Annotated in this window: 17 protein-coding genes; 3 read left to right on the top strand and 14 right to left on the bottom strand. The window is 37.2% G+C overall.

The features are described 5' to 3' along the window. Positions 1 to 114: 114 nt before the first annotated feature. Positions 115 to 1,143 (bottom strand): LacI family DNA-binding transcriptional regulator, encoded by a 1,029-nt coding sequence (locus A5880_RS09790; protein ID WP_086330776.1) that lies wholly within the window; start codon positions 1,141 to 1,143, stop codon positions 115 to 117. A gap of 222 nt (positions 1,144 to 1,365) precedes the next feature. Beyond that, positions 1,366 to 1,851, bottom strand: coding sequence for an AmiS/UreI family transporter (locus A5880_RS09785; RefSeq protein WP_086330775.1), 486 nt, complete (start codon positions 1,849 to 1,851; stop codon positions 1,366 to 1,368). 175 nt (positions 1,852 to 2,026) lie between these two features. On the opposite strand from A5880_RS09785, the gene add reads away from it, so the two are divergent. After that, a complete protein-coding gene (add, locus tag A5880_RS09780; RefSeq protein ID WP_086330774.1) occupies positions 2,027 to 3,046 on the top strand; it encodes an adenosine deaminase in 1,020 nt (339 codons plus the stop codon). Between the two features lie 108 nt (positions 3,047 to 3,154). On the opposite strand, the gene A5880_RS09775 is transcribed toward add, so the two are convergent. From A5880_RS09775 to A5880_RS09760, 4 genes are all read right to left on the bottom strand, one after another. After that, positions 3,155 to 5,902 (bottom strand): endo-beta-N-acetylglucosaminidase, encoded by a 2,748-nt coding sequence (locus A5880_RS09775; protein ID WP_086330773.1) that lies wholly within the window; start codon positions 5,900 to 5,902, stop codon positions 3,155 to 3,157. 214 nt (positions 5,903 to 6,116) lie between these two features. Beyond that, positions 6,117 to 6,977 carry an ROK family protein gene (locus tag A5880_RS09770; protein WP_086330772.1) on the bottom strand — a complete coding sequence of 287 codons (861 nt, stop codon included), beginning with the start codon at positions 6,975 to 6,977 and terminating at the stop codon, positions 6,117 to 6,119. A gap of 19 nt (positions 6,978 to 6,996) precedes the next feature. Beyond that, on the bottom strand, positions 6,997 to 9,687 hold the full coding sequence (locus A5880_RS09765) for an alpha-mannosidase (RefSeq protein WP_086330771.1): 2,691 nt from the start codon (positions 9,685 to 9,687) through the stop codon (positions 6,997 to 6,999). A 24-nt stretch (positions 9,688 to 9,711) separates the two neighbouring features. After that, positions 9,712 to 11,001, bottom strand: a complete 1,290-nt coding sequence (locus tag A5880_RS09760) for a glycoside hydrolase family 125 protein (RefSeq protein WP_086330770.1) — start codon at positions 10,999 to 11,001, stop codon at positions 9,712 to 9,714. Between the two features lie 159 nt (positions 11,002 to 11,160). On the opposite strand from A5880_RS09760, the gene A5880_RS09755 reads away from it, so the two are divergent. Together A5880_RS09755 and A5880_RS09750 are read left to right on the top strand one after the other, a co-directional pair. Continuing rightward, a complete protein-coding gene (locus tag A5880_RS09755) occupies positions 11,161 to 12,195 on the top strand; it encodes a GntR family transcriptional regulator (protein WP_086330769.1) in 1,035 nt (344 codons plus the stop codon). Between the two features lie 3 nt (positions 12,196 to 12,198). After that, the gene (locus A5880_RS09750) at positions 12,199 to 14,340 is read left to right on the top strand and encodes a GH92 family glycosyl hydrolase (RefSeq protein WP_086330768.1); all 2,142 of its coding nucleotides are present in this window, start codon (positions 12,199 to 12,201) and stop codon (positions 14,338 to 14,340) included. A gap of 313 nt (positions 14,341 to 14,653) precedes the next feature. On the opposite strand, the gene A5880_RS09745 is transcribed toward A5880_RS09750, so the two are convergent. From A5880_RS09745 to A5880_RS09710, 8 genes are all read right to left on the bottom strand, one after another. Continuing rightward, positions 14,654 to 15,148 carry a hypothetical protein gene (locus A5880_RS09745; protein WP_086330767.1) on the bottom strand — a complete coding sequence of 165 codons (495 nt, stop codon included), beginning with the start codon at positions 15,146 to 15,148 and terminating at the stop codon, positions 14,654 to 14,656. After that, positions 15,132 to 16,136: a hypothetical protein gene (locus tag A5880_RS09740; protein WP_086330766.1), complete on the bottom strand. Its 1,005-nt coding sequence runs from the start codon at positions 16,134 to 16,136 to the stop codon at positions 15,132 to 15,134. Before A5880_RS09740 ends, A5880_RS09745 begins: the two co-directional genes overlap by 17 nt. Before the next feature lie 5 nt (positions 16,137 to 16,141). Beyond that, positions 16,142 to 16,921: a S8 family peptidase gene (locus A5880_RS09735; protein WP_256924818.1), complete on the bottom strand. Its 780-nt coding sequence runs from the start codon at positions 16,919 to 16,921 to the stop codon at positions 16,142 to 16,144. Between the two features lie 446 nt (positions 16,922 to 17,367). Then, entirely contained in the window at positions 17,368 to 18,867 is a 1,500-nt protein-coding gene (locus A5880_RS09730) for a response regulator transcription factor (protein ID WP_086330765.1), read from the bottom strand. 13 nt (positions 18,868 to 18,880) lie between these two features. Beyond that, a complete protein-coding gene (locus A5880_RS09725) occupies positions 18,881 to 20,671 on the bottom strand; it encodes a sensor histidine kinase (protein ID WP_256924817.1) in 1,791 nt (596 codons plus the stop codon). After that, positions 20,646 to 21,260, bottom strand: coding sequence for a YesL family protein (locus tag A5880_RS09720; RefSeq protein ID WP_086330764.1), 615 nt, complete (start codon positions 21,258 to 21,260; stop codon positions 20,646 to 20,648). Before A5880_RS09720 ends, A5880_RS09725 begins: the two co-directional genes overlap by 26 nt. 238 nt (positions 21,261 to 21,498) lie before the next feature. Next, complete coding sequence (locus A5880_RS09715) at positions 21,499 to 22,965, bottom strand: ABC transporter substrate-binding protein (protein ID WP_086330763.1); 1,467 nt, start codon at positions 22,963 to 22,965, stop codon at positions 21,499 to 21,501. 119 nt (positions 22,966 to 23,084) lie between these two features. Further along, on the bottom strand, positions 23,085 to 24,005 hold the full coding sequence (locus A5880_RS09710; RefSeq protein WP_086330762.1) for a carbohydrate ABC transporter permease: 921 nt from the start codon (positions 24,003 to 24,005) through the stop codon (positions 23,085 to 23,087). Positions 24,006 to 24,013 lie beyond the last annotated feature (8 nt).

Raw genomic sequence — 24,013 nt, 5'->3', positions numbered from 1 at the left:
CCTCCAAATCAATCCCCAAGGATGTATTATACACTAAAATCGTTCTGGTTAAAACCTTTTAGTAAAACAGTTTACTAACGCTTTCATAAATTAAAAACGCTTACAACACGAACATTAAATCAAATCAACGAACTTGTCAATCGATTTAGTGCTATTTCTCGAAATAAATGTTGTTTCAAAAATTTTATTCGGCATTTTTTTCTCCGGATGATTAATTGCTTCAACTAAAAAGCGTGCAGCATAAAACCCAATATCAAAACTTGGCTGGTATACCGTAGTCAATCCAGGAACTAAATACTCTGATATTTCTAAGCCATCAAATCCGATAATCGAAATATCGTCAGGAATCTTTTTCCCGCTTTCTTCAATGGCTTGATAAGCGCCCATCGCCATTTCATCATTCCCACAAAACAAGGCAGTGATTTTCGGATTTTCCAATACTTTTTTCGCTGCTTCATACCCACCGCCCAAATTCAGATCTCCACTAGACATGTACTCTTCTCTTAGCGGAATATTATGGTCTTTTAGCGCATGTTGGTAAGCGGTTACTCTTTCGGTCAATTGATAATACCCATCATTTTCCTTTAACATCCCAATGTGCTTATGACCTTGTTTAATCAAAAAACAGACGGCTTGGTAAGCGCCCTCATATTCTTTCACAATCAAACGGCCATTTTCACGAGGATTGATGCCACGATCCACAAGAACCACTGGAACTTTGCGTTTTTTCTTATTCCTTAAGATGTGATTCGATGGCAAAATATTCGGTGTAGCAAAAATAATTCCATCCACAGAACGATGAACGAGCTCAGTAACATAGTTTGTCGCTTGCTCTTCATCATGTTTTGAATTACATAATAAAATCATGTACCCTAACGAATTCAGATAGGTTTCCACACCTTCAATTACCTTTGAAAAGAAAAAATCGGTAACATCTGGCACGACCATGCCTATTGTTTTGGAATGGCGAGTAATAATGTTTGAAGCAAAATAATCTGGCTTGTAATCATATTCTTCTACAACAGCTAAAACTTTCTTTCTGGTTTGTTCACTAAAACGACTGCCTTTATCATTTAGAATTTGAGATACCGTCGTTACTGACACACCAGCCATATCCGCGATTTCCTTAATAGTCAATTTCATGTTTTACTCCCCTTACTCGACAGGTTAACTCCTTCAAAATACATATCGAATGGTTACAGTTTATCAGAGTTGGCTGAAATTAAATAGTATAATCTATCAACAATCTCGTCTAACAATGACAAGCGGTAGCTATAAATCATATAGTAGATATACTAAAACAAAAAATTCAAAGCGAAAGTAGTCGTTTTAATAACGAACTACTTCCTCCTTATTTTTTCGCTTTCACCAATTATTTGTCAACATCAACAACCCTGGAATCCAGCAAGTCACAATCCCTTCAACAATCGCTAAATAAAGAACAGGTTTGCCGATTTCCTTCTTTAGCACATACTCGATAAATCCTGTCAGCCACAATACGCCCCAAGATAACCAAATCAAAGCAAAGCGCCAATCTCCCTCCACTGCATAGCTGATATAAGCCGCCGGAATTGTATTCACCGCAACAAACAATGCAAATATTCCATACACACGCATATCCAAGTGCAAGAAATAAACCAACCCAACCATTAAATACGTAAAGGCAAATAAATACCCTGTCCCTGCATCATAATACTCTCCACGCCATAAATGAATCGTATTAATAATAAAAGACAAACTTCCTGTAAATAAATTAATCACAGCTGTCGACTTTTTATCCACTCCAGCCAAGCCGCAATAGCCATTACTAATCAAGGTAATCGCTACAAATAATAATCCTACACCTAACAAAAGAATCTCTCCAATCAAAAAGATATGATTTTCTACTGGATTATTTTACGTTAAAAACACTGAAAAAACCACACCTAATTGACTATTTCACTATCGCTTATTGACAGCTCAAACGGAACATGTTAAAGTCGTCAAAATACTTGTCAAAAGCATAGAGAAAAGAGAGGTTGATACTATGGAGCGTCACATTGTTCATCACTTACCCAAAATAGAACTGCATTGCCACTTAGATGGTTCCATCCGACCAGAAACATTACAAAAAATAGCCCAGTCACAAGGTATTGCTTTACCTACAAAAAAAGAGCAACTAATAGATCTACTCGTTGCACCACAAGACTGTCAAGATTTAAATGACTACTTAAAGCGTTTCGAGATTGTATTAACTTGTTTACAAACAGAAGAAGCGTTAAAAACAGCAGCACTAGATATTATCAGCCAAGCCGCAGAAGAAAATGTTCGCTACATAGAAGTTCGCTTTGCCCCTTCTTTGCACACCCAAAAAGGTCTCTCTTTGTCTGACATCGTCACCGCAGTTTTAACCGGACTAAACGAAGGCGAAAAACAATTTGGTGTAAAAAGCAATGCCTTGTTGTGCGGTATGCGTCATGAAGAACTTGATTCCATCGAAAAAATCGTCCATTTAGCGGAAAATTTCAAGCAGTCAGGTGTGGTTGGTTTTGACCTTGCTGGTAATGAAGAGGACTTTCCTCCTTATCTTTTTGAGGATGCGTTGAAATTGGTTGAACAACTGAGTATTCCTTTAACTTTACATGCTGGTGAATGTGGGTGCGGAAAAAATGTTGCTGATGCCGTGTATTTAGGCGCTAAACGGATCGGACACGGTATTGCTGTGAAAGATACACCAGAATATTTTGATTTATTAAAGGAAAAGAATATTCTTATTGAAATGTGTCCTACTAGTAATTTCCAAACAAAAACGGTCACTACCCTAGAAGAGTATCCTTTTAAACAATTTCTTAATGAAGGTCTGTCTCTTTGCATTAACACAGACAACCGAACAGTATCAGCGACTACTTTGACTGATGAGTTTATGAAATTGCATGAATGGTACGGTATTACATATGCGGACATGGAACAATTAACCCATAATGCTGTTGATGGCGCGTTTATCTCTGAATCCGAAAAACAAGGACATCATACGTACTTAACAGCCGCCTATAAAAACCTCAAATAGACCACTTTTTTTCCACAACAAAGACGGGACATAACTAAAAAGTTATGTCCTAGGCTCTTTGTATCCGAATAAACGGTGGAAGCAACCTCTTTATCTTACACTTCCCCCTTAGTTCCCAATCATACCGGTTTGATTTACACCAATGATTTGCCAGTCGTAAATTCGCGCGGTCTTGCCATTTTGCTCGGCTTTTTCTAATGAAAGTTTGACATAACGCCCTTCGATTAATGAAATGGCTTCTTTACTGATATTTTCAGTGTTTCCGCGACGTTGTACCACATTCGTCCAATTTTGCCCATCAGAACTTACGGAGATATCGTATTCTCGGGTATTCCACTCAACGCTTTCTCCACCAGCACCGGCATGGAAAAGAGTGAACCCTGAAATCGTTTTTGTTCCATCTAAATCAACGACCATCCAAGGCTTTTCACTACCGTTATCACACCATTTAGTTGTCTGATCGCCATCTATAGCGTAGCGATAACTTTCGTTTTCATTCGTAAATCCAGACCCTTCATTCGCTGAAGTTGTTGGCAAAGTAGATAGATTTTCTATTTTGATTCCACTGTCTTTAGGGTAGACATGAATATACTTTTCTTTCACAATCTCTGTTGTCCCAGAAGCATTGCTTGCTGCAGCTTTTACAGTATAAACACCAGCCTTAGGAAATGTAAAGCTCACTTCTTTACCAGATAGCTCTTGCGGCACAGCGCCCACTACTTCCCAATTGACCGTTTCTGTAGAGGCTGAAACAGTTGCTGATAAATTGATGGTATCTCCTTCAAAAATCAAGGTGCTACTCGCATTAATTGTTATCTCTGGTTGCTTTAATGGGTCAAATGAATACAATCCAACTGCACTTTTCTTTTGCTCTTCTCGTCCATAATAACCTACTGGAACCACTCGATAACTAGCTGTATCTTCTTGTCTCTTTTGATTGAGTAAGGTATACGACGTATTGGTTGTCTCTCCTTCAAATGCCAATTGTCCGTCAACTTCTCGGTAAATACGATACGAGGCTGTATGTTTATTTTTACTATCCCAACGCATCCGAATACTTTCTGTACGGTCATCCACAATAGTTTTCCCTGTAAAACGGACATTGCGAACTTCACTAACTGCTGTCTTCTTCTCTTTACCAGCTAATAATTGCCCTAAATAAATCTCGGCAGAACCTGATTGATTATTTTTCATGTTAAAACCGATAGACGTGACTGTTTGGCAAGCCGCTGATTTCAATGAATAAGTCGTTTTCATCCAACCTTTTTCCAGCCCTTGGCGTTCTCCTGGGATCACTAACGTTTTGTTTTTTCCTTTGAGTTCTAAAACAAGGGATGCCTCATCTGCACCTTTCGTTACAAAGGTAAGACTGTCAGACGCCGCTACTTTGGCTTGTGCGGCATACAATTTAATAAATGTTTGTTTTCCAGCAGTCATCTCACCAGTTAATTTAATCGAAGAGCCTCCGTTAAACGCATCTTCATAGCTAACCGCAGCATTTAATTGATTGCCAGCTTCATTATCGATAATCCAACGATATGTTGGCATCACATCCTGCAAACTACGATTATTAAAGCTTCCTTCTTTCACTTTTTGTCCATTTTGATAAAAAGCGTCCCCATTCCCTACATTAAAATTAGTTAAAAAAGGAAATTGAGTAATCGGTGTTTTTTCCACAAAATAGCGGGAAATCCCTTGCCACTCATTTTTAGAGCTGCTGACTGATCTTGGATCTCCTTGAGCGTTGATCCAAAATAGCTTTTCGTTTTCCCAATAGCGATCGATATCGTATTGCCCACCGTCACGCAACGTCCAATCAGGACAATATAAACCTAATGAAACCAATGGTTGTCCATCTTTCCCTAAAATACTACTTGGTTTCCGACGGCTATTAATCCCACTTGCTTGAACATCGATTCCGGCAAAAAGATCGTTAGGATCGCGTTTGATTTCATTCGCTTTATTCTTGGAAAATTCGAGTTCTTGCCAACGGAAATCAATAAATAGTTTATCCGAAATGCGTTTTTTCCCCTCTTGAAAATAGCCTTGATTTTGTTCATTCAACGCACCTTGCCAAGCGACATTGCCATTAGCAATCATCGAATCATACCAAATGACTTGTTGATTTTTAGGTTTACGTGCTTGCATATAAGCTAAAAGTTCTTTCATCCCACTCGCTGTTTGAGGATCAACATTCGTCTCTTGATTGATGAACCAGCCATCAAACCCATAAACTTGCGCCATTTCTATTAATTTATCTGCTAGAGGAAATCGTCCTTTGGCATCTTTTTGAACAAATTGTTGCACCCATTCCGCCTTCCCACCATACGCTTCTGGCGGAAAAAAGACTGTTCCAACCACAGGTACACCATTTCGGTGGGCAGAATCGGTTACATCAGCACTTGGCGGTACAATAATTCCTTCTCCTGACGATCCAGCCCAAGCAACTAAGGTGTCGACATATTGCCAATTCGTAAAATTATACACCGCTTTGTCCGTTCCACCTTGAGAAGGCGTCCCTTTTGTATGGCGATTAACAATGGCAATGGATAAAACTTTGGCTTCCTTACTTTGATCAGGATTCGTTATCTCTCCTTGTACTCTTTTAGCCAATGGAACAGTAGCAACATTGAATGACGCATCAGGATCACTTTGAAATTGCCAGTCCAACAGATTTTTCGGAAACAACACAGTCGATTCTGGTACTTGGTCGTATTTCGGGATCTCGTTTTCTTCTTTAGTTACTACAGAAGATAGCGTCTCTGCATGGACCGTCGTTACCACATTTCCTCCCAAAGCAAGACCAACCATTACAGCAGAACAACAAAACACATGTGTTACATTTTTTCTTTTCAATGAATAAGCCCCCTCTAATCATTTATTACCCTAAACGCAGTATTGTTCATTCCTAACAAAATGATAGCGCTTTCTTAATTATTGATAAATAGACAAACTATAGTTTTTTCATTACAAAGTATAGGACTTATCCCGTCCTTAATTAAATTTCTGCAGAAAAAAAGCAAATAGAAACAAATCCTAAGATTGTTGCTATTTGCTTTTTTGTCTTGAACTACGCTTGCGCTTTTGCAAGTAATAAACAGCCTAGGGTGCCACTGTTGTCCTTCAATTCACAACTAACAATATATTGCTCTAAATCCGGAAGTGAAACATAATTGTTTAATTGCTTTGCAAATGATGCACGAATTTTAGGAAGCAATTGCGCTTGTTTCATCACTCCGCCGCCTAAGATGATTTTTTCTGGCGAAAGGACCAACGTATAATTCATGATTGCCTGAGCTAAATAATAGGCTTCCATCTCCCAAACTTCATGGGTTTCAGGTAATAATTGTCCTTTTATACCTGTTCTTTTTTCTAATGCTGGTCCTGCCGCTAATCCTTCTACACAATTCTCATGATACGGACAAGCGCTTTCCAATGTATCTTCAGGATAACGTTGAAGAGAAATATGCCCCATTTCAGGGTGACTAAATCCTTGTAGAACCTGACCATTGACTACTGCGCCACCGCCTACACCTGTTCCCACGGTTAAATAAATACAGCTTTGCGTGTGTTTGCCAGCACCTAGTTTCATTTCACCATATGCTGCGGCATTTACATCTGTTGTCCAAGCCATCGGTATATTATATCGTTCTTTCAATGCACCTAGCAGATTGAAATTTTTCCAGCTCACTTTAGGTGTAGACGTGATATAACCATATGTTTTTGATGCTTCATTTACATCGATTGGACCAAAAGAACCCACGCCAAGCGCTTTTAGTTGATACTTATCAAAGAAAGCAAAAACATTTGCTAACGTTTCTTCTGGCATTGTTGTAGGCAAGCTGATTCTCTCTAAAATCGTCAACGACTCATCTGCCACTGCACAAACAAATTTTGTTCCACCAGCTTCAATAGATCCATAGTAATCCATTTCTATTACCCTCCGCCTCTTATCGATCAAATCCAATCGTGCGAATTTCATAGGCACGTAAATCAGACTTGACTTCCTCTCCTTGTTTTTCTTCCAATAAGTTTAACAAAGATGCTTTTTCTCTACTTTTTTTCTCTATCTTAATTTTACAAGATTCGTCACTCATGTTAAAGCCTCTTAAGACAAGATGTTGATCATCTTCACTATTTTTCAAGGCTGTTGTCGCAAAAGTATCTCCTGTAATCGTTAGATACGCATCTTTTGGCTCCAAACATTCGTGGTGTTTAGTCGTCTGCTCTACGCTAAAAGGAATTTGTGTAGCATAAGCATGTTGGTATGTTTTAAAACGCTCGGAAGGTCTTCCATGAAAAGCCAGTCCATAGGCAAATACATGTTGACCTAAACATTGTGCTTCCGGCGTTGGAAAATAGCCCCAATCGCCCATTTCTCCTACGCTCCTTAATAAGGTCAAAGCAATTGTGTTGTCACTAGGCAATACTTCATACTCGTTCAAGCCAAAATTTGAAACGGTTATCCCAGCTATTTCATCGTGTATATTAACAAAAGCATGTTGATGTTGAGGATTGGTCGGATTTTCCCAGCTTTTACTTACTTGATTTGGACGTGTCACTACTTCATAAATACTATCAGCCTCATGGGTTTCAGCTTGAATAGTCGTAGGGAAAAGTATCCGTAAACGATGGTCTCGACTTTGATTATCGATCGTTGTTTCAATCCCTAAATAAGCAGAATCATTTTCCATTGTTATCACTGTTTCGACTAATAATTCTGTCATTTTTGAAGAGCGTCCAGCTTTACGGTAGCGAAAATCTATGACGGCTTGTTGTTCCTGTTCTAATAACTGATCTGCTGATTCAGGAATCATGAGTCGTTGAACCATTTTCACTTGGGCTATAAACGATTCATCTTTGATCACCGTTATCTCAGCTGGCAGTCCTTTGGATAAAATTGGTTCGCTTCCTTCTGGTTGTTTGAAGATATACTCATTCCCGATATCGCCTGTATCTTCAATCATCAACAAATCATCGTATTGTTTTCCGGAAATTTTGTCTAAGACTTTAAGCGTCCCATCTGTTTTGATCGTTACATGCAATCGACTGTTTTCTAATTGATTGGTTGTCCCTTCTTTAACCATAGAACTCTTCTTTACTTGACTGCTCTCTGTTTCTTTAAGAGCAAAACTATTCCACGAAAATGCCGGCATATCTTCTATGCGCATTTCAACCTCAATCATTTTTGCCATATAAGGCACTCTGAAACGATCTTTAGGTAAATCATAATCAAACCCAACCTCTGGATGAGAGAGAATCGCCGGAATGCTTTTCCCATGATGATCAATCACTTCAAAGACAGGTGTATCTTTTTCTGCTAAGGTCTTCCATAATTCGTGAGGAACTCCGTTACTAAAGGTTTTTCTTTCAATTTCTACTTTCACTTTCACAATTCCTGATTTTTGGTAACCAGATGTATTGAACACTACAAACGGATGACTATTTTCAGGAAAAGCATCTGTATTGATTGATTCAGTTAATACTCGTATCGCTTCACTCGCTAAGTACCTTCCAACTTCGTAAGATTTTTCAAACCTTGGAACCATTTCTCGATGCACTTCATCCACTGAACAACCGCAAATACTATCATGAGGATGGTTTTGCAATAATAATTTCCAGGCATAATCTAGTTGATCGTGCGGATAGTTGTTTGTTAATTCATAGGCCATTGCAGCCAATGGCTCCGTTATATTTTCTAGTTGGCGTTCAACTTTGGTATTCCATTGTTTTAAATACACTCTGGCAGAAGCAGTATTGGCTAAAGTAAACCACCCATCTGTTTCTTGGCTCGTTAATTCGCCATAAACTGTGCCTACTTTTTCTGGCAACTCTTGACGGACTTGTTTTAAATACTCATCAAAATTAGAATGGATGAATTCATAATTTGGGAACAGTTCATTTGCGAGTGCAATCGCTTGAGTGATATCTTTTTGAACAGGTTGGTGATCTACTCCATTCATCATCAATAGATGATCTGTTGAGGCAAATCGTTCAACATCTGCTAATTTTTGCGTCCAAAAGTCTATAGCCGCTTCTTTCGTTGTTGGGATCTCATTGCCATTGCTGTACCAGTTAGCAAATAATAATCCTAATATCTCGCTTCCATCAGGTCCTTGCCACCACATTTCTGAATATTGAGACGTATAACTTTCATCCTCCAAAACTTCATTATTGAAACCCACTGGTTTAACCCCTCTGCCAAAAGCGGCAACTTCAAGGTTGGCTTGTTTCATCATTTGAGGGGTTTGGCCCATGTTTCCAAATGTATCAGGGAAATAACCTAATTGAACTGGCGCTCCCCATTTCTCACTTTCTTTTTTGCCAATCAGCATGTTTCGGACATTGGATTCAGGACTGATTAAAAAGTCATCCTGCAAAATATAAAAAGGACCGATTTTTAGTTTCCCCTCTGAGATAGCTTTTTGAACATCTGCTTTACGCTCTGGTCTAATCTGTAAGTAATCGTCCAAAATAATGGTTTGCCCATCTAAATGAAAACTATCAAATGCAGGATCTTTTTCCGCCAATTCTAAAATGTCATCCATCAATTCAACTAAACGCATATGATGCTGTTCATACGGCATGTACCACTCTCGATCCCAATGGGAGTGAGAGATAATATAGACTTTTTTCTTCATTCTGGTCACGCTCCAATCTACTGTTTATTTTTCCACTCGAATATCAAAATAATCCATTACTAGTTCGCAAAACATCATATTCGCCCATGAAAACCATTCTCTTGTATATTGATTAGGATCATTTACGTCAAATCCTTCATGCATCAAATGAGTTCCGCCATCATTAGCAACTAAAGAATCCAAAATTCGTTCTTTTTCAGCCTTATCTTCAGTTGTCATACCTTCCATAGCCAAAGCAATAGGCCAGACATAGTTTTCTGGCGTATGGGAGCTACCGATTCCTTTTGCGTATTTCCCTTCATAGAAATAAGGATTTTCTTTACTTAAAATCGTCTTGCGCGTGGCTTGGTATATCGAATCTTCGCTAGTGGTGTAACCTAAATAGGGTGCTGACAGTAAATTAGGTATATTGCTGTCATCCATAATACTACTGTTTCCAAGCCCATCTACCTCATAGGCGTAAATAGATTCCCCTGCTTGGTTCTTCGTCTGTCCATATTTTTTAAGACCGCTTTCAATTTCTTTTTTTACTTTTGATGCACAGGCAACAATCTCTGAATCATGCAAAATCGTTGTAAAAATTTCTTCGATATACGTTAAAACCACGACTGCAAACATGTTTGAAGGAACTAAATACCCATAGCGACAGGCATCATCACTTGGACGAAAACCAGACCAAGTCATTCCAGTCGGTTTAACATCAGCCCCTTTTCCATCGTTAGGCAAGGTATCTTCGATTCTTGTTGTCTCACGTTCAAAGGTATACGGTGAGTGTTGATGATCTTGTTCTGTAGCAAATACAGTGAGTATTTTTTTCACGCCAGTAACAAACGTTTCATCAAACTGTTCCGTCAATCCAGTATTTTTGAACAATAGATAGGCTAATTGAACAGGATAGCACAACGAGTCAATTTCATATTTTCTTTCCCAGATCCACGGGTTCATTTCAGTGTGATCGGTTTGATGCCCTGCATTATTGGGCGTTTCATTAAAGGCATTTGCGTAAGGATCGATCGTGATGTAGAAAAATTGTCGTTGAACCAATCCACAAATCATTTTCGCTAACGCTTCATCTTCTTTTGCAATCACTAAATAAGGGCGTACTTGGGCTGTAGAATCTCGCAACCACATTGCTGGAATATCTCCTGTCAATAAGAATGTCGTACCATCTTCTTGTTGCCGAACGGTCGTCGTTAAGGTATTCGCAAAAGCAGCATTAAAGTTCTCTGCCCATCCAGCGTGTTCTTGTCCACACAACGTCGTGATTTTATCCATAAAACGTTGTACAGAAGTGGGAATGTTTTTATAAGTCATAATTGCCTCCTTTTGTTGATATATCATTTCACAACGAAAGTATATGCTAATGAAAGCGTTTTGTCTACTGTTTTATTAAATATTTTTAGATTGAAGTCTTTTTTCTTTTATGATAAACTACAAACAATGATATATCATTTCACATTTAGGAGAACACTTATGTCAAAACCTTTATATAAAAAAATAATCGATGATTTATTACAGGCTATTCAATCTGGGGAACTGGTTGAAAATGCTCAATTACCTACAGAAAAAGAGCTATCTCAAAAATACAACGTCAGTCGTATCACGTCCAAACGAGCGCTAACAGAGTTAGAAAATCAAGGGCTGATTTACCGCATTCAAGGCAAAGGCAGCTATGTAAAAGCGTATAAACCTAAGAACAAAACAGTGCCACGGATTTTATTTTTGATTCCTTTTGCAAACGATCTTTCCCTCGGAAATTTCAATGAAGGACTGGCTCCTATTACTAGCGAGCATCACTATGAAGTCATCATGTCTTCAGCAGAATTTTTGATCAATAAACAAGCTTCTGATCTTATCGAAAACTTTGATGGCATGATCTACTACGCTCATAACACAGAGGATTTTTTAGATACTTTATTTGAGTTATCCATTGCTCAATTCCCAGTCATCATACTAGATAAAAAAATCCACGATCTCCCTTATCCAACGGTTCAATCGGATAACTTTTCTGGTGGAGAAATGGCCACTAATTATTTAGCTGCCAATGGTCATCAGCGGATTGCCTATATTTTTGGTGAAGCTGTATTGCCACAATCTGTTCGGCAACGTTACTTAGGCTATATTCACGCAACAAAAGAACAGCAGCTATCCTTTCATACGGCTTTGACAGATAAACAAGCAGTTGTAGGCAACGATTTATTGGATTATCTAAGTAAAAATAACATCACTGGCGTCGTTTGCGAAAATGATCTCGTCGCCATTGCACTAATGAATCAAGCCAAGCGCGCTAACGTTGATATACCAAATCAATTGGCGATTATTGGATTTGATAATATTCAAGCTTCTGCACTAATCGATCCAGCATTAACAACAATTGCTCAAGATTTTAAAGGAATGGGAAAAATTGCTGGTGAGATGCTTATCAACTGGATTGAAAAACAACAGATTCCGACAGATCAACAGATTCCAGTAAAACAAATCATTCGACACTCAACAAAGGAGACCTAGTCAATGAACATAACAGAAATAGACACGAGACATGGTACAGATAATCAAGCTTCTTTTTCAAACGGAAATTGTTTACCTTATACAGGAGTACCGTTTGGAATGAATTATTTCGCACCACAAACGAATGGAGAGAATGGCAGTTGGTGGTTCAATCCTCGTGACCGTACGTTCCAAGGCTTTCGCCTAACTCATCAGCCCAGTCCTTGGATGGGGGATTTCAGTTATTTGGTTTTATTGCCTTTTAATGGCGCTCTGAAAGAACCCTCTCTTTTCCATGCTCAATCGTCTTACCGACCAGATGAAAGCGTTTTTAACCCTAGCTATGTAGAAATCACAGAGCAACGCTACCAATTGAAAACCCGCATCATCCCTAGCATGTATGGTGGTGTTTTGACTGCTCGCTATACACATAAGGAAGCAGGGCTCTTACTTTCATTGCCAGGACAATATCAACTAACTATTGAAGATGAACAGACGATTTCTGGCTCTATCATAAATTACGCAGGATGTGAAGATCCTACATTTTCCTTTTATTTTACATTGCATTTCAAACAACCGATCCGTTTTGATACACCTGTTAAAAAGAAAGGAGAAAATGACTGTATTCCACTTTATTTCGGAGATATCGACGAACAAGTGGTTCAATTTGGCACATCTTTTATCAGTCACGAACAAGCAGTTTTGAATTTGTCCCGTGAATTGCATTTACAACCAGAAGATTATTTAGAGCAATCTCAACAGCTTTGGTCGAATTATTTGACTAAAATCGACATTCGGGACAAAAATCAGCACCGTCGTTCAACTTTCTATCATAATTTATACCGAACGTTTTTATTTCCACAGACATTTTACGAAAAAGAGGCTTCTGGGCAAGCGATTCATTATGATACCTTGGCGAAAAAAGTCCGCCCTGGTTACTTGTATACCAACAATGGTTTTTGGGATACGTACAAGACTGTCTACCCGCTGTATTCATTGATCGCTCAAGATAAATATGAAGAAATGTTGGAGGGCTTTTTAAACAGTTATCGCGAAAGTGGTTATTTACCTAAATGGTTATCGCCAGACGAACGTGGGTTGATGCCGGGAACATTGATTGATGCGGTAATTGCAGATGCTGCGGTGAAAAACATCCGGCCAGATCTGATGCCTGATTTCTTAACAGCTATGGTTAAAGGTGCTACGGTTCAAAGTGCCTCTGCTAATTATGGTCGACAAGGAACAACGGACTACTTAACATATGGCTATGTTCCAGCTTCTTATCATGAATCGGTCAATCACACCTTGGATTATTGCTATAGCGATTTTTGTATTAGCCAAGTAGCGAGTATTCTAGGCGACACAGACACCGCACTGCATTACCGCCAACAAGCGAAAAATTACCAACATATTTTTGATCCCGAAACCTGTTTCATGCGTGCAAAACAAACAGATGGAACATTCACTACACCATTCACTAGCCATCGTTGGGGCGGTGATTACGCAGAAGGCAGCGCTTGGCAAAGTAGTTTTGCTGTGTATCATGATTTTAAAGGCTTAATCACTTCTTACGGCGGCCAAGAACGATTTCAAGAAAAATTAATCGATCTCTGTAATCAACCTCCTGCTTTCACCGTTGAAGGGTACGGTTTTGAAATTCATGAAATGAGCGAAATGGCCGCTATTGAATTCGGTCAACTAGCCATCTCTAATCAACCAAGTTTTCACCTTCCTTACCTGTTCAACTATATTGGAAAACCTGAATATGCCCAGCCGTTGCTAAAACAATTAATGACCCAAGTTTTTGACGACAGTGCAACTGGTTATCCAGGTGACGAAGACAACGGGAGTATGGCTGGTTGGTATATTTTCAGCTCGTTGGGCTTTTATCCTGTTTGCCCTAGTTCAGGCGAATATGTAGTCGGTATCCCTTTATTTGACGAAGTAACTATCCATTTATCTACTGGTAAAACACTAACTATTACAGCCAGTCCAAACCATGAGCAACAACAATTCGTCGATCAGATTTCTTTTAATGGTTCCTTACATGAGTCTCTTTTTTTCACTCATGAAGCACTAATAAATGGCGGCACCATTGATTTTCATTTAGGCATTGTTCCTCGTCCTAAAACGTATACTAAAAAACAATTGCCTTTTAGTCTCTAACTAAAAAATAGGGCTCTATAATAAATGGGACTGATGAAAGTAGAAATGCTTTTTTCAGTCCCATGTTCATTTTTAGATAAAAAAACATATCGTTCTCTGATAGGATTAAGTTTTGATGTAGTTGTCGGGAAACCAACTTCATCTTAACAGTTTAGGGGGCTTTTTTATACCACGCTGAAAGCTTTATGGAACCACCCGATAGCAGGTAGTTTTCAAAAAAGACAAAAAGATGCTGGTGATTTCTCACCAACACCAAAAAGTATAGCGCCAATTTGTTAAATAAACCACATACAAATTTTAGGACACACAACTATTATCCTTCATCAAACAAATCTATTCCTATTTCACCTATCTCTTTTGCCTCAGATTCAGTTAAAAACCAAAACGACATTTCTTCATGTCCAATAAATCCTAACCACGGTTTCTCATCTTGAAAAAGAACTAAGTCTTCGGGAAGTTTTGGTCCACACCAATCACTCACTGAATTAGAATATTCTAGTATCTTCATTAATGATTGCTCATTGAAACGATATCTATACAACCTTGCTTCTTTTTCACGACTAATAATCATATCTGTTACCCAGTGATTTGTTTGTATTTCAGATACTAGAAATGGGGTTAACTCTTCCATAAACTTATACGTATTTTCAGAATATCTATAGGAATAATCACCTAAAAAATCAATATCATGACGAATACAAAACTCAAAATGATTACAACCATTTTCCTGCGCAACTGTCAATACTTGTTCATAGACTTCAGCAGAAAAACTTTTGTATAATACAAATGTATTACCTTGCGGTTCCATAAAATGAATGTCCCCCTGCTCTGTTCCAAGTATGATGATGATAAAAATTACCTGGTCCACCATGACGTTCAGCTTTCTTAGGCTGTTGTAATTTACCTCCTCTCGGTGTTCCCGCAAAATATGCCACTCTCCAGGCTAAAGTTTGGGATATCGACCATACATCTCCACGAATTTTCAAATAGTTCACAGCTGTGTTTAAATTCATTCCACCTAAAACCGCTAATCCTACTTTTCCAGTCCTAACAACTCTATAATGATCATAATATTTTCTATAGTTAACATTTACAGATATTAAAGTTAATGCAGCTCCCAATAACCCTCCTATTACAGCTGCAAAGGCCATTTTTAATAATTGGGTCGCCACCTGTCTTGTAATATAAATACCAACAGGAATTGCCCAAGCATACGATGCTACACCGTCACTTGGATCAATCTCTCGTTCACTATTAGTGGCTAAATCAGTCATTACAATAGGGGTCTCAGCTAATTCCTCTGCTGTAGTAATTTGATTCTGTTTATTATTAAAAATCTTTTCTGTTGGTAATTCAATTTTTTCTAATTCTTCATCCGTATACTTCCCATCTTCAATATCCTGTAATAATTTTTCTTCTGCTGCCATCGCTTGTTCTAATTGATGTTTTTCCTCTACAGTTCCAAAATAGATAGAATATTCATTTTCTTCTCCATTTGATGCCTCTTTTACAGTTAGCGAATCAGTAGCAACTGCCTGTTCCTCTGAAAAATCATTAGTAATTTCTACATTATGAGTCTCTCCATCGTTTTCTACTTCTGCTTCAATTTTGATTTCTTCATTTTCAAAATCAATTTCAACATTTTCAAAGGAAGTCCCCTCATTCGAAACTTTTTCGAGCTCCTGTTGTATTTTATTCTCTACCTCTTCTTGTGCATCAAATGTCGTAGCATATGATACATTACTAATTGTTCCAGCTATTAAAATTATTAACAAACTTAATGTAATTTTTTTCATCCTCTTCACTCCCCATGAATTGTACTTTGAGAAAAAATAAAATTCTTCAAATATTTCACTTGATTTTCCTCTCTGCTTTTAGTGGATTGTAATTTTTTTACTGAAAGCCCCGTTGCAATAGCAGTAGAATAAGTAGTGCCTTTCATGTTTTGAAATTTATTCTCTCCTATCGCTGTCATGATATCTATTCCTTGAAAATAAACATCTGCATTTGAATTTGAGTTCATATAAGCTTTGTTCCCATTACTATCTGTTGCACCAACAAAAATCATATTATTTACTTCTTTTTTCAATATCCTTTTTTGCGTATCAAAATTTCCATTAGAAAAAATAAAAAGAATATTTTTTGCTTTGTCAGAATTTATAATTTCCAGTAATTCCTTGCGAAAAATTGTAAACGCTACACTGACGTTTATAACTTCTACCTCTTGTTCTATACACCATTCAATTGCTTGTTTCAAATTTCCAGACGATGCTAATCCATCTGATAATATAACTGCGTTCATCACTTCGAGATATCTAGAATCCCCTATTCCAAGATCATTATTGCCACAAATAACACCTAACACAGAAGTACCATGAGTAATATCGCTATCAGTTATATTATCAGAGAAATATCTTTTCTTTATGGAATAAAGATCACTAAAAGCTATATGCTCCTTATCAATCTCCCCGTCTATAACACCTATTTTCACAATTCTTTTTTTTTCAGAGACAGCTAAGTTCTTATAATCCGATACGGTCTTGACCATAGCTCGTTCATTTTTTACCTTTAAAGCTATCAAAAAAATTATACACAAAATAACAATTATAAATAAATATACTTTTCTCCTTTTGATTAACTACTCCCCTCCTTCTTTAAATATTGAGCTCTCTAAATAATCTTTTAAAAATTTTATCATAACCACTTTTTGTCAGAAAATTAAAACAATTTCAATTGATAATAAATATCCTAACATAGTGTACTTTCACACTCAATATATTTTTTATTTTTTGTATTCTTTTGTATTCTTTTCTATTCGTGCTTTCTGATAACAGTTTGATAATACTCTACTAAAATCGAGTACATTTTAAACAAACTCAAATCACTTAAAATAGCGTAAATTCAACTATCATGTACCGTGCAAAACTAATTTATTTTTGAGTGGGAATATTAAAGAAACTGTGAGCCCTTTGATATTAATAGCCGCAAGTTCACTGTCTTGCGGCTACTTTTAGATATGAATTGCTCTCACCCATCTTCTCCTATCGAATGGTAGCGATGCTTATATTTTTCACGGAATTCTTTCGGTGTCAGATCATTCATTTTTTTAAACATTTGCGAGAAATACGTACTATTATTAAACCCAATCTTATCGGCGATCTCATTGACGTTATCATCCGAATACAATAATAGATTTTGAGCTTTTTTCATACGGTATTGATTCAAATATTGGGAAAAACTCTTTTTGGTTTCTTTTTTGAACAATTGTCCCAGGTACATCACATTTAAATGAAGGGATTGTGCGACATATTTTAACGTTAGTTCGCTCGTGTAATCGGAGCGAATTTTATCAATGACATTTTGGACATTTTCTGAATATTCATAACTGATTTTTTCCCGAGTGATTTGCTTCAGTGTGGTGAATAAAATCTCCCGCAATCTATCTGCATTTGACGAATGGTTGATATCATCTAAAACTTGTTGGTATTCCCCTTCATCCAAATGATTAAAACAACGGTAAATATCCATAAACAACATAAAGGTAATATGGCGAACATCTTCTGGACGGGCACCAATTTTTTGAGTCTTTGTAAAAATTTCTCCAACCACTCCTTCAATCGTCGTAAAATCACCTACCATCAAGGTCTTATTAAAATTGATGATATCAGAGGAAAGATCAAAATCATCCGAAAATACCGAGTATAAAATATTGCTGCCGCTTGTTTCATAAAACTTATATCGCTGTAACGTCTGACTCGCTTTTTCAAAACTATCAGGCACATCTTCCCAATCTTTTACTGTCTCGCCAATGCTTATCAACCAACTATCATCACGCATTGATTGTAAGGGATTCTCTGCGATTAGTTGGTTTAACTGGCGCTTGTTCCCTCTAAAAATATGTACAAGCAAGCTTTTATCTCCTAAATTTCGAGAAAAAAATAAACATTGCCCTTTTTCTTTTAACCATTCAGTAAAATAAATTTTCTGTTCACGATTGACCTCAATCAGCAACACAGTCCAGTCAACCTCTTCTTCAATAGCCACAAGGTCACTCAATTCCTCTAAACTATCTGTATCAATTTCTCCATTGACCCACTGGGATAATAAAATGTCACTGTATAACCCTTTTCTCGTTTCTTCTTGAGTCCGGCTATCTAAACGTGTTTTCGCTTTTTTAACGCTTTTTAGCAATTCTTCTTTGTCTACAGGTTTCATTAAGTAATTGATCGCACCTAGTTGCAGACCACCCTTTAAAAAATCGAACTTTTGATACCCAGAAAGAATCATAAATTCAAACTGTCCCGCTTCTTTTTGAGCGGCTTCAATAAACTCTAAACCTGTCATCTCTGGCATCGTAATGTCTGTAATCACTAAATCAATTGCTTCTGTTTCCATTAACGTCAACGCTTCTTTAGGGTTTCTAGCCGTTCCCTTGATGGTAAACCCTTCTGTTTCCCAGGAAATAATTTTTTTCAGTCCATTAACGATCATATATTCATCATCGACTAATAAAACATTATACGTCATTATTTTTGCTCCTTTACTGTGAAACTTCACGAGCTGCTTTTGCCTTGTTCTGTTCCTTGTTATCTTGACTAACCAACATAAATGAAAGGTTGATGGACATCCCTTTCCTGTCATTTTGTATAATTGTCATAGAAAAACTAGGCCCAAAATAGGCACGCAAACGCTCATTGACATTTTGTAGACCAATCGAATCGTGCAATTCAATCTGAGTGCTTTTTAGTTTCTCTTGAATTAGATTTAGTTTATGCTTGGAAATTCCTTTTCCATTATCCCGAATCCTAATGTCAACCAAGCCATCTACTAAACACGCTTTTACACTGATGGCATTATCATTGCGGGAAAAATCAATCCCATGAACAAAGTAATTCTCTATCAAAGGCTGAATTGAAAATTTTGGTAATACTAATTCGTTTAATTGTTCATCGATTTCAAAGTGATAGGCTACTCGATCTGGGTACCTCATTTGGTACAAGTACACATATTTTTCGCAAAAACTCAGCTCTTTTTCCAATGTCGTTGTTTTCGCCTGATCGGTGTTATTACGTAATAAGGTAGAAAAAGCATAGACGACGTCTGCTAACTCTTCACTTCCTTCACTTAATGCGTACATCCGAATATACTCCAGTGTATTGTATAAAAAATGCGGACTGATTTGCGATTGTAACGCCCTCATATGGGCATCTTGCTGTTTGATTTCTAGCTTATAAATGTCAGCAATGTATTGTTCACTGTTGTCCAACATTGTATTAATCCCTTTAGAAAGCTCTTTTAACTCAAACTGTGTGGTCTGCTCATTAATTCGTGTGTTCAAATCCCCTTGCGAAACAAGAGCCATTGATTCCATGATAGTATCCACTTGCTGCGAGTATTTTGTAAAGGTTCGATAAAGCAAATATAATAACAACAAAATCAAGGTCAAGCCACCCAGCATTAAAAAGCGCAATTCAAAAAACACCTGTGTCAAAATTTTCTTATTGGACAGTGTAACAAGAATATCAAAACCACTCGTCGTTTCCAGATGTTCCACTAAATTTGTTTCAGCTAATGTTTGCAGCGGTAATTGAGAGGTTTCTTTCATTTTTTGTTTGATCAACAGTTGATCACTTGTGCCGACTTTTTCTGTGTACGTTAACAACTGATAGCCCGTATTGGAAAATACATATGCAGATAATCCATCAAAAGAGGTTAAATGAACCAAACTATCAAGGATGTCCTTTTTGGAAAATTCGACATAAAAACTCCCTAAGACTTCTAACGTCACAGGATTTGTAATCGGATACGCTAAATAAAATTTATTATTCAAATCAGGAGAGCCGCTTTTTTTATCCCCACTCTTATTGTCCAATGTAGAAAGATAATAGCCATCATAATTATTTAACACCATAATGACCGACTCAATATTGTCATACGTCGTATAAAAATTCTTCACCTGACTAGGTAAAAACAAATAATTCCCAGTAGCTAACTGCTGATCGTAAGAGTAATTTAAATAATCTGAAATCGAAGCATCCATATAACGATTTAAATTATTTATTTTATCTTGTGTCTCCGTTAGTCCATTCAACATCATTTTTCCTTGTAAATTTTTATCATTGATTGAACGACCAATCATATCCACTGCTTCTTGCGTTGTGATTTTTCCTCTTCCCATCGATTGCCAATACGTATTCATACTGATACTAATCATACCAATCAAAATCAGCGATACTAGAATCAATGCATAATTTTTTAACAACCGATTTAGTAGTGTCTTTTTATTGAACGACGAAGATGAGCGCTTAAACATGGCAGCCCAAACGTTCATCAAGACTTGTTCGCCATGATTTCGTCGCAGTGAAACTCCATAGCTGAATCAGCGAAAACGTCCCAAACAAAAGAAGGCCTTTATACTGCCAGGTCACAAATAAAATAACACACACACCAATCGCGATTTTTAATAAATTAGCAAAATTAGATAACGTCGAAATAAAGGCCAACTTCAATAAATTCCGTAAACTGATCTCATAATAGCTATCTAATAACAAAGAATATTGAAAGGTAACGCTACCATAAATCATGCCAAAAACTAAGATAAAATCAATCATCAAAAAAACAATCCCTTGAACTTGAACAGATAAAAACAAATTATAGGCAAGTAAGGCAAGCAACAACAGCCACCCATAAAAAAGCACATTCCCACGAATCATATTTTGTTTAAAAAAAGCCCAGCCCTCTTTCAACGTAATCTCTTTATAATTAAATTGATGGCTGGCAAACAAGTCATTGATTGTTTTTAAAGCAGGACCTATGCCAGCAACAATCAATCCGCAACAACTAAATAACCAAAAAAACAAATTTAACTTCACAATGACCCAAATTTTAATGAATAACGTTTCTAGCGCTTTTCCAACCATGCGTCTCGTCCTTTCTGCTTCCTTACTAGTATAATAAATAACTATCCTTAGAAATCCAAATAAAAAGAGTCCCAGACAAAATAAACAATCCACTTTGCCTGAGACTCTAGCTAACAGTCGAGGTGTCCCTCTTAAAAATTATGCTGAATTTGCTATAAAACACCTTTCTGTACGAGCTGATATCAATCACAGTACCTACTAAGCATTTCACGCTTTTCTATCAGCCTTTTTCAGTTTTTTATTTTTTCAAAAACGCATCATATTGTTTTTGCATCTCAGTCAAGACTTTTTCATACCCAGCGTTCTCAAGCGCTTCTTTTAATTTAGGAACCGTAACTTCTGGATCGACGGTCCCAGTGTTTAACCCATCCAAATATTGATTCATGACATTGGCAATGTTACTTAGTTCTGTTTTTACACTTGATGTCACAAAGTTAAATCCTAAAATAGGTGACGTTTCTGCATTAGCAATTGACTCATCACGTTCTTTGATCATGTCATCTGTAATTGTGTCTTGTGTGTAAAGAATTTTATTATTTCCAGTATTCCATGCGGATAAATGAGTATTTGGTTTGTAGCCGTCCAGCAACTTGATTTTATCTTCTTTACCAGGAATTTTTTCCCAAGCTTCGCCTTCAATTCCCCAGACTAAACCGTTTAACAATTCTGGATCGCTATTGATTTGTCCCAATACTTCCACTGCTTTTTCCTTATTTTTGGACGTATTTGACACAACGAAATTAGCCATTTGTGCTTGTGCCGTTGATTTTAACGGCGTCGTAAAGGCTTTAGAAACTAATTCTTGTCCTGCAGCATTACTTAAGATCGTATCACCATAATCATACGGACCTTGTGTTTCTTGTCGAATGAACCAAGTATTTCCTTCTAGTGGAAATTCAGTATTACTTGTAGCGGCATCTGATGGAATATAGCCTGCTTTGTACCATTTATGCATCGTTTTTAAAACATCCATAAAGTCTTTGTTTTCATATTGATTGACGATTTTTTTAGGATCTCCTTTTAAATCGATTGCAAATGGATAATTGTTTCCAACTGGAAAATCAAATTCGCCTTGCGCTTTAAAGCCTTGCCCAATTGCAAAAGCTGCAACTGTAGGTTCTTTTTCATGGAAGGTTTTCAAGGCATTTTCAGCATCTTTATACGATTTAATATTATCAATGGATAAATTATATTTATCTAGATATTGCTTATTAAAAGTCAAGACTTGTTGAGAATACACATTTCCGTTGACTGGAAATGCATATAATTTCCCATCCACTAAATTCCCTTTAATATAAGCTTCATCTAACTGATCATACGCATCTTTAGCAAACTTCGGTGCTAGTTCAGTCAAATCAGCAAATGCTCCTTTTTGCGCATTCGGTACATAATTATCGGCGAAAGCAATATCATAATTTTCACCTGATGAAACAATCACGCTCATCTTCTTCTCGTAATCACCCCAACCGATATATTGAATGTTCAGCTTCACACCCGTTTTTTCTTCGATTCTCTTATTGGCAACCTCCATCAATGCATCATAATTATCAGGTTTATCCCCTATTTGATACATCAATAACGTTTTTTCATCCGCCTTTTTACTACTACCATCTGTCTTCTCTTTACTACCACCGCCACACGCCGCTAAAATACCTAAAAGAACAACTGCTGAACCTACACTTGCGATTTTTTTCCAATTTTTCAATTCCGGTCCCTCCTAATTTTAAAAGCGTAGCAGGTGAACTTATATGCTGAATGCGCTCGTCCTGCTCCGAATACTAAACAGCTTAAACACTGAATCATTCACTTACAAACTCAATGCATTTATTCCTTCACGCCGCCAATTGTCAATCCTTTAACAAAATATTTTTGGAAAAACGGGTAACTAATAGCGATCGGCAACGTTGATATTACTACAATCGCCATACGAGCTGATTCACCCGGTATCGCCGCCATTCCACCTGATAACTGACTGCTGGCTCCGGCATTTTGTGTTAGGTATTGAATATTGTTTTGAATTTTCATCAATAAATACTGCAATGGAACTAAACTATCTTTTTGAATATACAACAATGCATTAAACCAATCATTCCAATAGCCCAAAGCCGCAAATAAACTAATCGTTGCAATTCCTGGAACGGCTAAAGGCAATACAATCTGAACAAAAATCCGCAATTCTGACGCACCATCGATCCTTGCTGATTCAATAATTGAGTCCGACACAGACCGTTTAAAAAAGGTTCGCATCACAATAATATTAAATGGACTAACCGCCATCGGCAAGATCAATGCCCAAATCGTATCTTTCAATTGCAGCAAATTCGTCATCACGATGTAATTAGCTACCATCCCTGGAGAAAATAACATCGTAATCAAACAAAAGACCGTAAAAAAACGACGAAACGGAAAATTAGATCTTGATATCACATAAGCATACAGCGAAGTCGCCGTACTATTAATCAATGTTCCAACGACCGTTACTAACACAGTGACTAATAACGCTTGAAAGATTTTTTCATGCATTTGATCAAATAAATAGGTATAACCAAAACCACTAAACTCTTTTGGCCAAAAACTATAGCCATGAGCGGCAATCGCTGTCTCATTTGTCAACGAGATCGACACGACAAACAGAAACGGCAACACACAAGACAAAGCAAATATAGCAATGAGCAAGTTGAAAAAGAGATTGACTGGTTTATTAAAAGAGCGAATTTCTACTTTTGATACAGGCTTTTTCCTCAATCGTTTCC

Source organism: Enterococcus sp. 4G2_DIV0659 (assembly GCF_002140715.2).
In the GTDB taxonomy this organism is placed as follows: Bacteria; Bacillota; Bacilli; order Lactobacillales; family Enterococcaceae; genus Enterococcus_L; species Enterococcus_L mansonii.
Note: the sequence above shows the minus strand (reverse complement) of the source record. Positions and strands in the feature narration are given on the sequence as shown.

Bases quoted from the DNA above. Each gene is read 5' to 3' on its own strand.
- A5880_RS09790 (WP_086330776.1), bottom strand. From the start codon at position 1,143: ATGAAATTGACTATTAAGGAAATCGCGGATATGGCTGGTGTGTCAGTA.
- A5880_RS09720 (WP_086330764.1), bottom strand. From the start codon at position 21,260: ATGGTTGGAAAAGCGCTAGAAACGTTATTCATTAAAATTTGGGTCATT.
- add (WP_086330774.1), top strand. From the start codon at position 2,027: ATGGAGCGTCACATTGTTCATCACTTACCCAAAATAGAACTGCATTGC.
- A5880_RS09760 (WP_086330770.1), bottom strand. From the start codon at position 11,001: ATGACTTATAAAAACATTCCCACTTCTGTACAACGTTTTATGGATAAA.
- A5880_RS09770 (WP_086330772.1), bottom strand. From the start codon at position 6,977: ATGGATTACTATGGATCTATTGAAGCTGGTGGAACAAAATTTGTTTGT.
- A5880_RS09730 (WP_086330765.1), bottom strand. From the start codon at position 18,867: ATGACGTATAATGTTTTATTAGTCGATGATGAATATATGATCGTTAAT.
- A5880_RS09740 (WP_086330766.1), bottom strand. From the start codon at position 16,136: ATGAAAAAAATTACATTAAGTTTGTTAATAATTTTAATAGCTGGAACA.
- A5880_RS09750 (WP_086330768.1), top strand. From the start codon at position 12,199: ATGAACATAACAGAAATAGACACGAGACATGGTACAGATAATCAAGCT.
- A5880_RS09755 (WP_086330769.1), top strand. From the start codon at position 11,161: ATGTCAAAACCTTTATATAAAAAAATAATCGATGATTTATTACAGGCT.
- A5880_RS09745 (WP_086330767.1), bottom strand. From the start codon at position 15,148: ATGGAACCGCAAGGTAATACATTTGTATTATACAAAAGTTTTTCTGCT.
- A5880_RS09725 (WP_256924817.1), bottom strand. From the start codon at position 20,671: ATGAACGTTTGGGCTGCCATGTTTAAGCGCTCATCTTCGTCGTTCAAT.
- A5880_RS09765 (WP_086330771.1), bottom strand. From the start codon at position 9,687: ATGAAGAAAAAAGTCTATATTATCTCTCACTCCCATTGGGATCGAGAG.